Origin of the sequence: Burkholderia sp. NLJ2 (assembly GCF_049487195.1) — a bacterium.
Lineage (GTDB): Bacteria > Pseudomonadota > Gammaproteobacteria > Burkholderiales > Burkholderiaceae > Burkholderia > Burkholderia pyrrocinia.
Window position 1 is genome coordinate 255086 of the sequence record NZ_CP137809.1, and the last position, 16571, is coordinate 271656.

General features: G+C 60.6%; 16 protein-coding genes and 1 pseudogene. 6 read left to right on the plus strand and 11 right to left on the minus strand.

The window, feature by feature from the left end:
- Positions 1-117: 117 nt before the first annotated feature.
- Positions 118-1608, minus strand: a complete 1491-nt coding sequence (ansP, locus tag R9B84_RS17755; RefSeq protein WP_423760683.1) for an L-asparagine permease — start codon at positions 1606-1608, stop codon at positions 118-120.
- 248 nt (positions 1609-1856) lie between these two features.
- On the opposite strand from ansP, the gene R9B84_RS17760 reads away from it, so the two are divergent.
- On the plus strand, positions 1857-2054 hold the full coding sequence (locus tag R9B84_RS17760; RefSeq protein ID WP_423760684.1) for a hypothetical protein: 198 nt from the start codon (positions 1857-1859) through the stop codon (positions 2052-2054).
- Between the two features lie 326 nt (positions 2055-2380).
- Here R9B84_RS17760 and R9B84_RS17765 read toward each other — a convergent pair whose 3' ends face one another.
- A complete protein-coding gene (locus R9B84_RS17765) occupies positions 2381-4078 on the minus strand; it encodes a M4 family metallopeptidase (RefSeq protein WP_423760685.1) in 1698 nt (565 codons plus the stop codon).
- 449 nt (positions 4079-4527) lie between these two features.
- On the opposite strand from R9B84_RS17765, the pseudogene R9B84_RS17770 reads away from it, so the two are divergent.
- Together R9B84_RS17770 and R9B84_RS17775 are read left to right on the plus strand one after the other, a co-directional pair.
- Positions 4528-4668: pseudogene (locus R9B84_RS17770) on the plus strand (IS3 family transposase); the annotation flags it as partial.
- 69 nt (positions 4669-4737) lie between these two features.
- Positions 4738-4869, plus strand: coding sequence for a hypothetical protein (locus R9B84_RS17775; RefSeq protein ID WP_423760686.1), 132 nt, complete (start codon positions 4738-4740; stop codon positions 4867-4869).
- A 158-nt stretch (positions 4870-5027) separates the two neighbouring features.
- Here R9B84_RS17775 and R9B84_RS17780 read toward each other — a convergent pair whose 3' ends face one another.
- A complete protein-coding gene (locus R9B84_RS17780) occupies positions 5028-6035 on the minus strand; it encodes a lipase family protein (protein WP_423760687.1) in 1008 nt (335 codons plus the stop codon).
- Between the two features lie 48 nt (positions 6036-6083).
- Positions 6084-6302, minus strand: coding sequence for a hypothetical protein (locus tag R9B84_RS17785; protein ID WP_423760688.1), 219 nt, complete (start codon positions 6300-6302; stop codon positions 6084-6086).
- Between the two features lie 520 nt (positions 6303-6822).
- Here R9B84_RS17785 and R9B84_RS17790 point away from each other — a divergent pair.
- A complete protein-coding gene (locus R9B84_RS17790) occupies positions 6823-7110 on the plus strand; it encodes a DUF6071 family protein (protein WP_423760689.1) in 288 nt (95 codons plus the stop codon).
- 897 nt (positions 7111-8007) lie between these two features.
- Here the strand turns inward: R9B84_RS17790 and R9B84_RS17795 are convergent.
- Positions 8008-8946, minus strand: coding sequence for a response regulator (locus tag R9B84_RS17795; protein ID WP_423760690.1), 939 nt, complete (start codon positions 8944-8946; stop codon positions 8008-8010).
- A 243-nt stretch (positions 8947-9189) separates the two neighbouring features.
- Here R9B84_RS17795 and R9B84_RS17800 point away from each other — a divergent pair, with 243 nt between their 5' ends.
- Positions 9190-9663: an acyl-CoA thioesterase gene (locus R9B84_RS17800; protein ID WP_423760691.1), complete on the plus strand. Its 474-nt coding sequence runs from the start codon at positions 9190-9192 to the stop codon at positions 9661-9663.
- Between the two features lie 13 nt (positions 9664-9676).
- On the opposite strand, the gene R9B84_RS17805 is transcribed toward R9B84_RS17800, so the two are convergent.
- The gene (locus R9B84_RS17805) at positions 9677-11119 is read right to left on the minus strand and encodes an ATP-binding protein (RefSeq protein ID WP_423760692.1); all 1443 of its coding nucleotides are present in this window, start codon (positions 11117-11119) and stop codon (positions 9677-9679) included.
- Positions 11120-11755: 636 nt separating this feature from the next.
- Here R9B84_RS17805 and R9B84_RS17810 point away from each other — a divergent pair.
- On the plus strand, positions 11756-12958 hold the full coding sequence (locus R9B84_RS17810; protein WP_423760693.1) for a WG repeat-containing protein: 1203 nt from the start codon (positions 11756-11758) through the stop codon (positions 12956-12958).
- 9 nt (positions 12959-12967) lie between these two features.
- Here R9B84_RS17810 and R9B84_RS17815 read toward each other — a convergent pair whose 3' ends face one another.
- The 5 genes from R9B84_RS17815 to R9B84_RS17835 all read right to left on the minus strand — a co-directional run bounded on the left by R9B84_RS17815 (position 12968) and on the right by R9B84_RS17835 (position 16561).
- Positions 12968-13528 (minus strand): hypothetical protein, encoded by a 561-nt coding sequence (locus R9B84_RS17815; protein ID WP_423760694.1) that lies wholly within the window; start codon positions 13526-13528, stop codon positions 12968-12970.
- Positions 13525-14094: a hypothetical protein gene (locus R9B84_RS17820; protein ID WP_423760695.1), complete on the minus strand. Its 570-nt coding sequence runs from the start codon at positions 14092-14094 to the stop codon at positions 13525-13527. The genes R9B84_RS17815 and R9B84_RS17820 overlap by 4 nt, the downstream gene beginning before the upstream one ends.
- A gap of 139 nt (positions 14095-14233) precedes the next feature.
- Complete coding sequence (locus tag R9B84_RS17825) at positions 14234-14992, minus strand: hypothetical protein (protein ID WP_423760696.1); 759 nt, start codon at positions 14990-14992, stop codon at positions 14234-14236.
- 335 nt (positions 14993-15327) lie between these two features.
- The gene (locus R9B84_RS17830) at positions 15328-15549 is read right to left on the minus strand and encodes a hypothetical protein (protein WP_423760697.1); all 222 of its coding nucleotides are present in this window, start codon (positions 15547-15549) and stop codon (positions 15328-15330) included.
- A 142-nt stretch (positions 15550-15691) separates the two neighbouring features.
- Entirely contained in the window at positions 15692-16561 is an 870-nt protein-coding gene (locus tag R9B84_RS17835; protein WP_423760698.1) for a 4Fe-4S dicluster domain-containing protein, read from the minus strand.
- Positions 16562-16571: the final 10 nt, after the last annotated feature.

Sequence of the window (16571 nt, forward strand, 5' to 3'; positions counted from 1 at the left end):
CAGGGCGGCCGAACCTGCCCGCCCGCATTTCGTCAAACGGTGTCATGGGATTTCCCATGACACCGTGCAGGGCAGCCCTCGACCTCGGGTCGGTCGCCACCCGCTGTCGGGCGTCGCCTAGTTGTCGCCCTTTTCGAGGACGTTCTGCGTGAGCGTGACCGACGGAATCGTCGGCTTGAGCAACGCGCGGCGCGCGCGGCCGCTCAGCCACTTCCATCCGGCGACGAGCAACAGTGCGACCAGCGGAATCGACGCGATCGTCCACGTGCCGTTCGGGTAGTCGAATGCCATCAGGACCAGCACGCCGAGCAGGAACAGCAGCGTGAGCCACGATGTCACCGGCGCGCCGGGCATCCTGAACGACACGTCGTCCACTTCGCCGCGTTTGACGGCCGCCCGGAATTTCATCTGGCAGACGATGATGAACCCCCACGTGCTGATGATGCCGAGCGACGCGATGTTCAGCACGATCTCGAACACGCTCGATGGCACGAGATAGTTGAGCAGCACGCCGATCACGTAGATCGCGACCGTCACGAGAATGCCCGCGTACGGCACGGATTGCGCGCTCATCCGCCCGAGGAACGCGGGGGCCGAGCCGCCCATCGACAGCGAACGCAGCACGCGCCCGGTCGAATACAGCCCCGAGTTGAGACTCGACAGCGCCGCCGTCAACACCACCAGATTCATCACCGAGCCGATACCGGGAACGCCGAGCGCGCCGAAGAACGTGACGAACGGGCTTTGCCCTGCCTTGTACGCGCTCCACGGCAGCAGGCAGACGAGCAGCACGACCGACGCGACGTAGAAGATCGCGATGCGCCAGATCACGCTGTTGATCGCGCGCGGCAGCACCTTGCGTGCATCCTTGCATTCGCCGGCGGCCGTGCCGACCAGTTCGACGCCCGCGAACGCGAACACCACGCCTTGCACCAGCACGAGCGCCGGCATCAGTCCGTGCGGAAAGAAACCGCCGTTGTCGGTGATCAGGTGCATGCCCGTGTCATGGCCCGCGACGTGCCCGCCGGTGCCCAGGATCACGGAGCCGATGCCGAGAAACAGCACGATCGCGGCGACCTTGATCAACGCAAACCAGAACTCCATTTCGGCGAACCACTTCACGCCGATCAGATTCATCGTGGCGACGATGCAGAGCGCGATCAACGCGAAGATCCATTGCGGAATACCGGCGAACGGCGCCCAGTAATGCATGTAGAGCGCGACCGCGGTGATGTCGACGATGCCGGTCATCGCCCAGTTCAGGAAATACATCCAGCCCGCCACGAAAGACGCTTTCTCGCCGAGGAATTCGCGCGCGTACGACACGAAACTGCCGCTGCTCGGCCGGTGCATCACCAGCTCGCCGAGCGCACGCAGGATCAGGAACGAAAACACGCCGCACACCAGGTAGACGATCGCGAGCGCCGGCCCCGCAGCCTGAAGTCGCGCGCCGGCCCCGAGGAAAAGCCCCGTGCCGATCGCGCCTCCGATCGCGATCATCTGTACCTGTCGATTGCCGAGCGTCTTGTGATAGCCGGCCTCGTGGGATTCGAGCCAGCTGCGTTTGTTGGTTTCGCCCCTCGGCGACGGTTCAGGAATCGATGCCATGGCTGCACCCTCTCGCATTTGCGTGATCGCATTCATCCTGATCGCGTAACGATCAGGACCCACCGGCACCTGCGACCACGACGTGTTGAGACACGCCGGGCATCCTGGTCGCGGCTCGCGAACAACAGCGAGGGGCACGGTCAGACACGAAGGTATTCAGCCTTAATTCCGCTCACAAACAGCATGCAAATTTGGACTGAACCTGTTCGAATCCGTGCATATGGGTGTCATGGAAAGTTTTTTGTTATATGACTTCCCGTTTTTTTGAGGGCGTTGCCTTCGACGACGTACCTTTTCGGCTTCTGCGCCGAATCTCGTCGACCGCAACGTCGATGTCGAGCGGCCGAACAAGATCCGGCACGGCGGCATGGTACGGCGCGCTGCCGCAGCGCGATCAGGAGATCCTGCGGCTGTCGCGCAGTGTCGCGTCGAACCGAGCGGATTGAAAACATCCTGGGCGCCAGGCTCGACGACGCGGCGTGGATCGCGCAGCTGGAAATCGCATTGAAACGTCAGGAGATGGGCGAGGGGAGCCGGTGAGCTTGGGTTCGGGTCCGGCGCGTGGACATCCCGACGGCGTCGCTTTCGCAAACCCGCAGTCCCGCTGCACGGATGAATGGTCCGCCGATCAGCCGCCTGCCATCGCAGGCGGCTGATCGACACCTGCCTGTGTCACGCCCGAGCGCCGCGTGACCTCGATCGGCTCGCTTGTCTCCGAACCGAAGTACCGCCACGCGACCTTCCGGCGTTCAACACGCCCACACAAGCGCGATCAATTCACCCCGACCGCACTCCACGCGCGCGCGACCGTTGCGCTCTCGGCCGAGTTCGCGCCATACAGGTCGTTCGCCGCCTGGATCGACGCGCGCCGCGCGCTCGTGTAGCTCGAGTTGGCGTTCAGGTACACGGTCAGCGTCCGGTACCAGATCTTGCCGGCCTTGTCGCGGCCCAGGCCGCTGAAGGTCGTGTCGCCGTTGCAGACCAACTGCGTCCTCGACAGACCGGTGTCGGTCGACGGCACCGCCGGGCCTTCCGACAGCAGGTAGAAGAAGCGGTTGCCGACGCCCGACGTGAAGTGCGGATCGTGGCGCGGATTCGACCACGAGAAGCCGCCGGACGGATAGCAGCTGAACGACCGGCCATCGAGATCCTGCTTGTACATCTTGCGCAGGCCGCCGCTCACCACGCGCGCGCCGATCACGTAGTTGCCGGGATCGTTCGGGTTGTTCGCGTAGAACTTCACGAGCGTGCCGAAGATGTCGGACGTCGACTCGTTCAAGCCGCCTGCGTCGCCCGAATAGTTCAGGTTGGCGGTGGCCTCGGTCACGCCGTGGCTCATCTCGTGCCCGGCCACGTCGACCGACACGACGGGCTTCGGCAGGCTCGTGCCCGACTGGCCGTCGCCGTACACCATGATGTGCGACGGCATCCATGCAGCGTTCGCACCGGTCGTGCCGCTGCCGGTGTCGAACACCACGTGCGCGAAACTCCTCACGCCACGCCCGTCGTTGAAGATGCCGTTACGGTTGTGCGCAGTCTTGTAGTAGTCCCAAGTCAATGCGAGGCCGTAGTCGATGTCGGCGGCGACGGTCTGCCGGTCGGTGGTCGAGCTGTTGCCCCACACGTTCGTGCTGCTCGTGAAGATCGGCAGGTCGGTCGCTTGCTCGACGTCCTCCGCGATCAGCCCGCGGCCGTCGTAGACGGAGCCGCTGCCGCGGGTCGGATCGAGCATCCGGTACGCGTTCGTGCCGGTCTGGTCGGTGGTCAGCGTCAGGTTGCCGTAGTACAGCGAGCGGCCGGTGCCGGTCGCGGCGGCAGTCTTGATCAGGTCCTGCGCGTCGAGCACGGTGCCCGTACGCGCGTCGACGTAGTACAGCACCGCATCGCCGTGCGCGTCGGTCGCCTTGCCGTATACGCGCACCGCGTAGGCCAGCGTCGGCGTGACGTCGCGCGCGAACACGACGAGTTCCGCGTCATCGACGCGGCGCACGTCCGATGCGAAACGCGCGGCCGCGATGCGCCTGACCCTGGCCGCGCCCACGTCGGGCGCGTTGCGTACCACGAAGCGGTCGCCGACCTTGCCGATCTTGCCGGCGAGATCGATCGGCGCGGGCTGGGTCAGGCTCGCTTGCTTCAGTTGCCCCTGGCTCGAATGGACGACGACGTCGCCGCCGATCACGGGCAGACCCGCGTAGAAGCGGTCGAAGCGCACGTGCTCGGTGCCGTCGGGATCGACGATCACGTCGCGTACCTGGAACTGGTCGCCGTCCGTCGGCGCGCTCGCCTGCGGCGCCGCGAACTTCAACGTGCGTGCGGCGCTGCCGGTAGCCAGGCTGAAAGCGGACGGGTTCTGCTGGATCAGTTGCAGCGCCTTGTCGACCGCGGCCGGCTGGTCGCCGGCTTGGGCAAATGCGCTGAGACTCGCGAGGGTAATCGCGGTGATGGACAGCAGACGAGACAGTTTCTTCATGTAATCCCCCAGATTATGGATAAGTGCGTGATTTTCGAGGAATGCATCAAGTAAAAACGTTGATGTGAGACATGTCGCGAACCGCAGGGGCATGCTAGAAGGTCGTTTTTATAATTACAAGATATTTTCTAATAAATTAATTTTTAATCATGCCGATGTTAATCAAGTCAGGATTTGGTGAGAAACATGAAATGATCTTGTTGGCCGTGTCGGCGGTATCGGCGGTATCGGCGGTATCGGCGGTATCGGCAACTTCGCGCTGAAGGGGGCGCTTGGGGAGCGTTGAGAGACTAAGGGGGAGGCGGGAGGACACCGCTCGAACGGAACCGGAGATTTGAAGCGGAATGGCAACGTCATCCGTAATTTACTTTATTAAATAGTTTTCTTGATTGTTGATGACGTTTGCGGGGTAATGCAATTGATTCATGGTGCCGCGCCTAGTACTTATGGAAGCGAAGGTTGTAATCGAGCAGTGGCGATGCCACTACGATGCCATCCGACCGCATTCGAGTCTGTCATGCCTGACGTCCGACGAGTTCAGGCCGCAGTGCTGTTCAACTGATGCAACCGAGACCGTTCCCAAAGATTGAAATGACTCGACGAAATCAGGCAGGTCATCCGATCAAGGCTGGTGTTTCGCGATGGAAGACTGACTCGACATGACGAACACCATGACGGTGTTGCGCGAGATCCCGGGCAAGGATCTCGCGACCGATTTGATGGCGCTGCTGGAAACACGTGCGGCATGCTTTGCGCCGCCGCCATTGCGACCGTTCCAGCACTTTGAGTGACCGATGAGAGAAACTTTACTCTGGTCTATTCCAATGGATTGCGCACCAGCCACATCATGCGTCGCTTCATCCGTCAGTGACGAGGTGAAATCAATAACACCCGGCCACGCGCCATTCCCCCGGGCGTTGGGGATAGCCGCGTAGCTCGGGAACCGCGCTCACTGTCCCTGAGTGGGAGGCGGCGGGGGCAAAGGGATATCGGTCAGATTCAGCCCCAGAAGCAACATATATTGGGGGATATGCTGATACCCGGCCTGCAGAAAGAAATCCGTAATTGTACTATCGGGCTGTCCGTCCAGTATCTTTTGCTGGGAGCCGTCATTTCCCCATTGGTTGTAATTAAGCGGTAGCGAATTGATACTTATCGCATCGATAAGCAGCTTGATGGCGTCGGAGGGCGGAGAGGAACTATAGATCGTTTTCACGTTCTGGATAGTTTTTGCATTCCACGCCATCGGCACGATGTCGCACGTGTTCCATACCCGTGTCGCATTGGCTCCCATTTGTCCGTCAAAGTAGCTGGCAAAGATATCATTGCCCGCCGTCGGTGCAGCAAAGGTTTCGCAGGTGAATTTCAGGTTCGACGCCTGCAAGTCGCGCGCATTCTTCAGATACAGGACAAGGGCGGATGCCAGGGCTCCACCCAGGCTGTGCCCGATCACGTTGATCGTGCTCGAGGGCCGCACCGTCTTGAGAAAATCGACGAGCGTCGCGCCGTTCGAGTCAGTGGTCAGGATAACGGACGACAGTCCAATATCCGTTCCGGCCGATATGCCCGCCAGGTCCGAGCACGACGGTACGTACTTCCGGAACGACACGAGGGTTTTGTACAGATTGTCCTCCAGAAGGTCGACCGGGGAAGAGAAATCGGTGCCGCTGGTCACCACCGAATATTCGCCTGTGGCTTCCGATTGCAGTACCACGGTGATGTGGGCCGCATATTGATCCGAATCGGGGTCCCGAAGTACGGCGGGGCCCCAAACGATACTGAACGGGGTGTTCCGGGTCATCTTGGAAAGGTTCAGGCCAGTCGTGATGTGCTGACTGACCTGCTCCACGGTCGGATCTTTAATTGCCTTTCCCGAAAAAAAGTCGGTAGCTGAATTGTTAACGACGTAGGCTAACGTGAGATTGATCTGCGCTTGCTCGGTACCGGCGTTCGACATGATTGATCTTCTCCAGATGGATTGAACATTCGACTTCCCGTGCTGCAATTACGCCAGCGGCGCCGACGGCATCCAGTGGCCGATCGACGGCGCCTGCCTCCCGTCTGCGCCGTGGATCAACTCGTCGTTGAGGGCATGCATGTTCCGGCCGAGGCTCACGACAAGCCTGCCCGATGCGACGCGTGCGTCGGCACCAGCAGATCGCCCTTCGGCGTGTAGAACGCCATGTGGCAACCGTCCGGCGTCGCGCAGCGATTGAACGACCATTTCAGTTTCCTTGTCCGCTTGCCGTATGGAGGCAAGGGGGCAGATATGGGGCCTTGGTTTCGACGCCGCTGGCGAAAAATCAATGATCCGGCATCACGAATGACACACCGTCCATCTGAGTTTCGACGGCCTGGCTCGGAACGCTGCGAACGCTACGGAACTGAGAGAACAGTGGAGGGTAATCTGCGTTCCGGTCACGTCTTGCGGCTGGATCACGTAGCCGGTGGCCAGTGCGTTCTGAGATGGAACGTTGAGTGCTGTCGGCATGGTTTCGTCGTAGTTCGAGTGGTTCGGGGGGCGATTCTTTTGATCAAAGACGAGGATTGTTTCAGGACATTGTTCAATTCCTTCAAATGCCGTCGAATCATGTCGAATGAAGTGTAGAAACGGATTGCCGAAAGCCTAGCTGGAAGAATTGACAGGGGGAGGCAAAAACGATCGATGCGAATCGCGTTCGTGTCGTTCGCGCGGCACTCGGGTGGTGGATGCATCGTCCGAGTGAATGCCGGCGTCATGTTGGGTGACCGACTTTCCTGGAGCCGGGGGGGCGGACGCAGCGCGCCAATCGCTGTTGGCGGTGGGCGGCTGGTCGGACATGATGCGCCGAGCGTACTTCCTCGGCGGCGAGTGGACACAGACGATCCCCTATCGCGACTACCCGGATTTACCGGCGCTCGATCGCCTGATCAAGGTCTATCGCGAGGTTGCGTGGAACGATCATGAATGGGCATGCCGATTCGCCACGCAGCCGTTAGCGCTACAGGTACTGAATGGGCAATCGCGATCCTGCGGATTTTCCATTTTTTGAAGCAATTGGCAAAACGTTTCGAATAAGTTATCCACCGGGCGTCGCCCGACCCCGAAGGATGAAGCGAACGCAGACGTTGGGAGCGATGCTGGCCGGGCGTAACATGAGCGCGCAGCGGCGATCGAGGTTGGCTACTCAGTGGTGCGCGAAGCCCGTGAATAAGTTGGACACGCCGGTCTCTCAAGCGCCAAGCGCACAGCCGGCGGCCTTGTCGCAAAACACAGGCACCAGTAGCGCTGGCTGCCCGATGAATATCGACAGGTGAAAGCGGTTGATACATGCATACGACGAACGGGTCGCCATCCATGAAGCTGGCAATGCCGCCTCAGGCAATCCTCATAGAGGCCGCGGCTGATCGTGTCCGGGACGTCATCACGAGCGCGGAGCCAAGCGACGAATGGCGCAACGCCGAGTTCACAACTGATTGGCAAACGGGATCGGGCATTGTGATTACGGCCACCATTGGAACAAGACGCTATCGCGATAAGGGCAGAGGTTCTGCGAGCAGATAGGCCTTGGTTGCTCCAATAGGCGTCGACGTGCTTCGGGCCCGTGCGGTGACGCCGACGCGCCGTGAAAACGAGCCTCGATGCGACAGACGGAAGTTTGCGGATCGCTTGGCGCCGCAGCTTTCGTGCAGCGTGATGCCGACATCAGATCGAGAATCGATCGATATTGGGAGGCGGCGCAGACCGCTGATCAACGGCCTGCTCTGATTGGATGTGCCGTCTGATTGGAATAGTGGGTGGCCCTCGGAATAGGGTGCTATTGGAACAAAAGTCCGTGCCGGTGATAACTGTCAACATTGACAGGGATTGTTCCCATTCGAGTTGCTACCGAGGCGACGACGGCACCGCCTCGCTTACCCTTTCCGTTTTGAGACGGGCGGATTATCTGTTACGCGCGACGCCATTTTGCCAACGTGGGCAGCTCGCGCTCGGCGGCCGTATCATCCAGACGGGTCCAGCTATAAAACGTGCCGCCCCATCCCGGAACGGGTAGCGGCGCCGCGCAGCGAATGTCCGCGAGGCCCGGTCGATAGGCCTGAGATGGCCAGAACAGCGGCATGATGCGGCGCGCTTCCATGCCGTGGCGCAATTCGGCCGGGCCGTTCGCGTCGGCCACGATATCGCAGTGGAACGACCAGTCCTCCTCGTTCCAGGCGAGAAATACACTTGGCGCGCCGGCGGCGTCGAACATCAGCACCGCGTCCTGATTGGAGCGCCAGTAGTATTCGACGATGCCTTCCCGCGCGGCCACCTCATCGATCAGTTTGACGATCCGCGGATCCCGGTAGGTCGACCCCGCTTCATGCAGGCTGATGTGCCCGCGGGCCGCGCAGTACTTGCGTTTCGCGTTGTCCAGCACGGCTGCCAGCTTGCGCGCCATCTCGACGTCGGTTTTCTTCAGATAGCAATCGATCAATCCCGCGTTGAACGCGTCCACCGCCTCGCGCTCATCGGCGATGCCGGTGAGCAGGATTTTCATGCAATTCGCGTTGCGGATCGAGGACAGAAACTGGATGCCGTCGACCTCCGGCATTGAATAGTCGACGACCACCGCGCCCACCGCCTCGAATCGGGCGGGATCGGCGAGCACATCCTGGCCGATCGCATTTCCGCCTGTGTTCTCCGCACCAAAATAGTCCGCGGCCGTCGGTGGCATCTCCGCATTACGCGACGACACGAAGTCGAGCGCCGCCTGGGGGTGCGTAAAAAAGCGGTTCAGGTGTTCGTCCGGAAATGCGCCTCGCAGCGCCTGCAGGAAATCCGGATTGTCATCGACAAACACCACGGACACGGGATAGAGCACCGGCTGCCTGACGAAGGATTGCATACGAGTCTCGATAAATCAGCAGAAGAAGATGCGGTACAGGAGGCGCGTTACCGCGAATGACGGCCGCGTTGCAGACCGCGCCAATTATCCGGCGAAAGTGGGACGCACATCAACTGTTCGTCATCCGCGCATTCGGCACGTTTTGACCGCGCCGCTCAACGGAATTGCACAGGGAGAATCGGGCCATTCCTTCTCGTTGAAGGAATGCGCCGCTACCGCCAGTAGCGATTCAAGGAGTTATCCATGTTGACGCGAGACGCGATTCTTCACGTCCTTTCCAACGAAACGGCACATCTGTCCGAGAAAACCTTCCACCACGTGATCGACATTTACCTCAAGGATTCCAATGCCTTCATGAACACCTATTTCGCAAGATACTTCGAATGGCAGGGCGTGTGCCGTGAACGCTGGTTTCACGAATGCATCCACAACAACCTGTTGGCGGCCGGCGGGTCGTTCGTGACGAAGCGCGCGCATCAGGAATACGTCCATGAAACGTTTCCGTTCCAGCGGGTCGATTGTTATCTCAATACGTTCGAGGTTCGGCAATGTTCGGCTTATCTGCTGTTTCGCTTCTACGTTGACGGACGACAAGTGTCGCTGGGGTATCAGCAGATCGTGTTTGCCGGTGCCGACAAGCGGATCCGCCGGTTTCCGCCGGGCATCATCGAGCGGGTCAAGGCGTATGAACTGATCCTGCCGTCCGCCGCGAACTGAATGTGAGACCGCCTTACCCGATGCGATAGCGTCGGGTGGGCGCCGGCGGATCGAGCAATGCCTGGTCCGCCGGCGAACCGGGCTCCGGCAGCCGAATCGTGAACGTGGTCCGGACGCCGGGGACCGATTCACAGGCGATGGTACCGCCGAACGCTTCACATACGCGGCGGCAGAAGCTCAAGCCCATGCCGGCGCCGCTACCGTGCGATTTGGTCGAGAAGAAAGCGTCGAAGATCCGAGGGAGCACATCGGGGGCGATGCCCGGGCCCGTATCGCTGAAACGCACCACGCAGTAACCGTTGCTTCGATGGGCCTCGATCTCGATCTGCCCTCGGCCGCTTGTGTGGATCGCGTACAGGGCGTTTTTCAGCAGGTTGAAGATGACGAAGATCACGAGCGAGTCGGATCCAGAGAACTGAAGGTCCGGATCGATCGCGCTGACCGATACGCGGTCTCGCTCACCCAGCCGGAAGGGAAAGCGATCCACCGCGGCGTCGACACAGGCCCGTATCGGGTAGGCGGCGAAGTCATGGCGATCCAGTCGGTCCAGCGTAAAGGACGCCAGGGACATTTCGACCACAGTGCTCGTGGTGTCGACCTGGCGCCGGATCGACGACGCGAGCGTCGGCAGCCGCTCCAGCTGTCCAGGATTCAAACCGTCGGCGCACAATCGGTGCTCCACCGCTAGCCGATACCCGCGCAGCAGCACCGGCAGGACGTTGCGCAGCTCGTCCGCGTGCAGGCCGATCGCCGCCAGAGGCGTGGCCACTTCGTGTGCGACCGTCGCGGCCAGGAGATAGGGGCCCATCAGGCCATAGCGGACGATCGACGTCGCGAGAATCCCGAGACTGATCGCGATAAACAGCATCCCCACCGGATAGAATTCGACGCCGTAGTTCACCGCATAGTCGGTGGCCGCGAGCGAGTAGAGGCCCAGGCTGACGAGACACTGCGCGAGCAGTTGCCGGACGTCTCGCGCTCGCCCCTGTCGTCTGGCCTCGATCAGGAGCCAAGCGCTGCGGCCGGCCAGGAATACTGTCTGCACGACGTGCAACGGATGCAGTGGGCCCGCCTTGGGATACGGACCAAAGAAATGCAGGCGGAATCCATCGACGACCGCATTGCTCGTGACCAGCAGCACAGCCAGCAGGACGCAGAGTCCGTAGGATGCAAACATGATCGGCCGCTCGTCCCGACGCGACACGATCTCCGTCACGAAATGATAGAAGGTCGTCGGCAGAAAAAGGATGAACAGGTAGCCTGCCTTGACTAACAGGTTGGCGACGTTCGCATCGGTCGTCTGGAACAGGAACGCCCATGTTCCCTGCCAGACGAAGGTGGTCGCGCACATCAAGGCGAACGGGACGGACACCCGCGTGAAACCCTTGGTGGCCAGCACGTAGAGGCCAAACCCGAGAAACAACGCAGATACAAACGCGGGCAAGATCGAGTACATGATGCGTGAATCCACGATGTTCACTGGTCGCGCACCACTGAACTGTCTTCGCCGGTGCGATTTGCGAGAGTAGCACGCAGCGGTAGGCGAGCGGGCGCGGCGGGTTTGTACACGGGGTCCCCCGCGTCACAATTTCTAATCACGCGCGCGACGGGCCCCGAATAGGATAGTCGAATGCCATCATGATCAGGAACTGGCCATAGAATACAACTTGGCCGCTCGATCGATGTGAGACTCACTGGCTGACTGGCTACAAAATTCCGCCTCAGGTCAACCCAATTCGGCTTGAATAAAAACCAGACAGAGAGTATTCGATTTCACTGGATATTATTGTAGGCGCAGATCGGAAGCCCTTATCACGCTTAATCAGGCTACTCCCGTGAAGTGCATCGAAATCAAGGGGATCCCGGAAAGGTAGAAGTTCAGTTGCTACGGGCGTGGTTTCACGAGGAAAGATCGCACTGTGAAACCCATTCCGCCCGCTGCATCGCGCGATGGCCCGTTTCCGTTGTGCGGAATCCGGCTGCGACGCTTGATTTACTGTCGACTAGACGCCAGAAAACGTAACACCGGCAGACATAACATAAGCATCCGGACGCTGATTTGCCAACGCGTCACTCATGACAAGGAACTTCGATGGCGCATCGCATGTACATGTTCAATCTGCAAGACATCGGTCCGGCCGGCACGCCATGTCTGAACATGGTGGAGTGGAACTACGACTTCCCGACGGTGTTGAGTCCGCTGCTGGCGGTAGCGCCATTCCTTGCACGTAATCGTTGTAACGATACCGGCAATGACGACGGAATTTATGCGGAAGCGGAAGGCGGCAAGACGCGGATGGCCAGGTTGTACGCGTTCCTGGAGCGTCATGCCGACCGCCTGATCGACGATCTCGACGCGTTCCGGGAAGCAAAGCGCAAGATATTCGCATTCCTCGAAAATCGCGCGATCCACCGGTACTTCCATCTGAACGGATGGGACGTGTTCAACCTGTCGGCGGAGCCGCACGTCGAACTGGCTCAGGCGTTGCTAGCACGCATCGAGCGCGACAACGCGAGAATCGAGCACGCGATCGAGGCCGACGATCCCACCATACTCGACCAGTGCGAGGGTCTGGCGGAAGAAGATGTCAGCAGTTTTCGCGAGCTGATCAACCAGGACCACTACGACTACGGGTGGGAGCCGTTGACCTCGATTTACTACGAGCAAGTTGAAGTGTTCGAGCAAGACGGGAAGATGGGCGTGATGGCCATCACGGGCGAGACGCTGGTGCCACCGCGCTACGACGAGATCTGCTTCGATGCATGGATGGAAGTTGCAATCGTGCGGCAAGGCGACCGATACGGACATATCGATAGCCAGGGGAAAGCGATTACGCCGGTGCAGTACGAGCGCGTATGGGCGTTCTGGCGCGGGGAATATGCGCGGGTGCTGCACGACGGAAAGTTCGGGGTGGTGGATCGCAATGGGGTACAGGTCATCCCGTGCCGTTATACGGCCTTGACCGTGCTGCTGCACTCCGGCAGCCGATGCTGGGCCGCCTGCGAACACGAGCGATGGGGCGTGCTCGATGCTTCAGGGCAATGGCGTCTGCCGGCCGATTACGAATCGATCGACGACTCGATCGGCCGGATCGTTGCGACCCCTCCCGGCAAGGACGTGCCGGACATCTTTACCCGTCGCTTCGTGCGGCTCGGCACATTGCCTGACGACGATATCGTGGCGTTCGAGGTCGAACACGATGAGGACAGCAAGGTGTTTCGCTATGAAGTCAAGCAGGCGGGTACCGAAACGGTCGCCATGTTCGACGAAGATGGCCAGCCGGTCGGCACCTGACACGACGAATCAATCGTGCATGTTCGCCGGTTGTGCGGGTGGCCGGCGCCGGTTCGCAGGCGGGGGTGAGCAGGCCGCTTTGAGGCGGTCGATTTTCGCCTTTGCTCCGCGCAACGGAAGCGCGATATCGCGGTCGCGCGTGACAACGTGGAGATCCCCGGCTCCGTCGAACAGCCGGTAGAACCTCGCGAGATCGCGGACTTCGCCGTTCGCATACATGTCCAGGTCAGATAGCCGGGCGGTTGCGCCGATCAGTAGCTTTCCGGCGTTCGACGAGAATCTGATCGTCGCGTGCTGACCGTCTTGCCATTCGCTGCCATCGACCATGACGGAGACACCGATCCGCCCGGCGTCGCATACGACATAGAGCACATTCCCGTCCGTGTCGGGATCGCCGTATTCGAGGACGGTCCCGGATACGTGCCAGCGTTCTTCATGGTCGACCGTGCTGCCAGAGGCTGCCCCTTGGCCCATGACAGGCATTGACGTCAGGATGACGCTTGCCAGGATCGACAATCTTGCAAAGCGGATCTGCATGTCGTTCTTTGTTTTATCCGTCTGATTCATCATTTGCGCGACTTGAATCGCGGATCACGTTGGCATGGCGTGCTGAAAACGATCCCGTGCCATTCGTCATGAGGCTGCGCTTCGATCGTGTAAATGCGTTCGATCACGTTCGGATTCCACCATCCCCATTGCCCTGTCGCCTCGCTCAGCAACGGCAACAGGATGGGTGGCAGGTCGCCGGCGCCCGGCTCCGCTACGGTGCCCCATTCGGCACAGCGCTGTCGCACCTGCTGCAGGAATGCGTCCATGTCGGGCGTGCCGATGGCCGCGTCGCAAAACGGGCTGCAGTCGAGGATCAGCCATTCGCGCGTCGTTGTGGCGACGGTGGCATGCATGTGCGCCCATTGCGCCCGGGCGTCATCCGGCAACTGCGGCAGTCGCGGCCGCATGTGCCGATCCAGCGCATGCCAGCGTTCCCGCACCTCGGCCATCGGCGCCATCAGGCAGGCCGGTGACTCGACATCGCCGAACATCGCGCACGGTGCGACTTGCGGCAGATTCGCTGCGTCGCCGATCAGATAGAGGAACAGTTGCGGAATCTGCTCGAACCATTCGGCCCAGCCGTCCATCTGGCCGTTGTCGATATCCCAGACGCTGTCGGGTGTAGACGGGTGGTCGTGAGCAAACAGGCAAGCATAACGAAGCATTTTCCCGGAATCTCTCTCGTTTATATATGTGTGTAACTTCGGTCGTCCACGACCGGCAAGGTCAGATCCGGTCGAAGTTGAAAGGCGTCACGTCCGGCAAGCCGTCAACCCGTTGTACGTCGACGCTGCACCACGTACCGATCATGTCCGCCATGTGACGCGCGCCAGCGCCGTCGTTGACCCGGCCCATCAGGTCGATCGGCTTGCGGTCGCGAAAAACAAGCACGAGTTGCACCAGTTCGCGCTGGAGCAGCGTCAGCGAGCCGCCCACGACTGCGCCATCGACGCTTCGCCGGCCGCCCACCAGCAGACGCTCCAGATCGCGGCACGTGTATGTATTCTGCATCGGCTTGCGTAGCAGGCGGGTCGTGCTGATATCGATCCAGCGTTCTCCGTCGCGCCAGCAGAAGCGGGTTTCGCGCAACGGGCCGGCGAACCAGCGCGCGCGCATCAGCTTGCGGCCAATCCAGATCAGCAACACGCCCACGCAGACGATGAATACACCCGTGATGCCAAGACCGAGCCATTCGTACCATGCATGCGGTTCGTCTTCGGTCAGCAGCCCGGCGAGCGCGGGTACGCAGATCACGCAGGCCAGCCCCAAGGCGCCGAGGCCGAAGCCGAGCGACCACCAGACGAAGTGGCTGAAGCGCAGGCGGCGCGGCGACAGGATCAGGTTTCGGCCGTCGGGAACGCATGCATAGCCGGCGTCGAACACCCACCGGTCCGGGGTAAGCGGCCAGATCATCATGCAGAGCAGACCGAGTGCGCCAAGCACGATGGCGGCCCAGCCAAAGATTGCTTCGATGAAAGGAGGCATTTGCGCGCCCAATTGAGATCCGCCACGTCGCGCGAAAGGGCGTCAGATCGGATTCGGTCGTCGCGATTCTGTCCGATCTCGGGACGAGCGGCAAGCGAATCGCGGGGATCGCCGCTGTGAAACCAAACCGGCTGGCTGCATGGTCGGCTCCCGTGCTTGCTCGACGAGCCGTCCAGCATGCCAGTGGTCAAAGACACGGCATCTGTAAATAGCCAGAACACGACATTAGGATATGGGGGGCCTTTGATTTCTGTGCAATTTTCCGGTTAGATCCACCTCGGCTTGGCGGTGCTTTGCTTTCAGGCTCCAATTTAATAGTCAAAATAATCATAGACTTAATGACTATTCGATACAGTGGGGCCAGCGATCGGTTCCGAGCTTCGTACCACGGCGGACTCGGGACTATTGAGATGGTCCAGCTGTTCGGCAGCAAGGTCATGGCAGGCAATTTCAATTGAAGGATTGACCTTCTGGTGCGCTGCGACGATCGAAGCTGTGAGCAGTCGGCTTACCGATTGATCGCCGATGATGCTGGATTCGGCATGCAGTAGTGCCATCCCGGTACTCTCGATTCAATGAAGTTGGTCACGGCCACTGGAGACGGTAGCCGCCTGGCTGTGGTCACTGAAGTTCTCATGAAACGAGAGGGCCGTGCTACGGAGATCGGTGCGAGTGCTGCAGCGGCCAGCCTTGCTCGGATCATGAGCACTCCATCGCCACGGCGTTTGTCGACTGACTGAGCCTGATCTCGCCCAGATAGACGCCGTCGCCCAATTCGCACTCGCGCCAAGCATTGCCGAGGGCATGTCGGATTTTGACTCTGTAGGGGCCGCTGCCCTTGGCCAGGCCGTCAAACCGGAAATCGCCGAAGCCGTCCGAGACGGTTTCGGCTACCTGCTGATTGCCGACGTACAAGGCGACGGCCGCATCCGTGACACACTCGACCACGTCTCCTGCCTGGACACTGACACTTCCGCCGACGAAGTACGTTTCCCAGCGCTCGAGGCCGCTATACCAGATGCGGGGCTTCGTGCCCAGGTTGGGTCGCAATACCTTGAGCCCCTCGCGCCGGGCCTTCTCGGCCATCGCCTTGTCATCGAGCTTGACCGTCTCGAAGACATCGGTGGGGCACGACTGCTGACAACGCGGGCGGGACCAACCCTGGTCGAGCAAATGAGCATCGAAGATCCAGATCTGGGGCAGTTGCAGTTCTTCGTTCCAGACGATCGCCTTGTAGGGGCACGCCTTCACGATGTCTTTTCGGCCTCGTGCCTTGTCCGGATCGATGATGACGATGCCATCGGCGCGCTTGCGAATGGCGCTACCGCCCACACGCATGCAGGGCGCGTCGTCGCAGTGGTTGCACATGACCGGCAGATAAGTGGTCTCGATCATGTGCGAAGCACCCTGTACACGACGCAGGATGCGGATGGGGCTCTCGGCGTTGGCCGCGGCGGGTGCCGCGTAACCGGGGAAGTCATTGCCGACGTGCTCGTCCCGCGCGGCGATCACACAGTTCTGGCAGTTCTCGCAACGGCCGACTTTGATAATCAGGTTCCACTTGCTCATTTGAAATTCC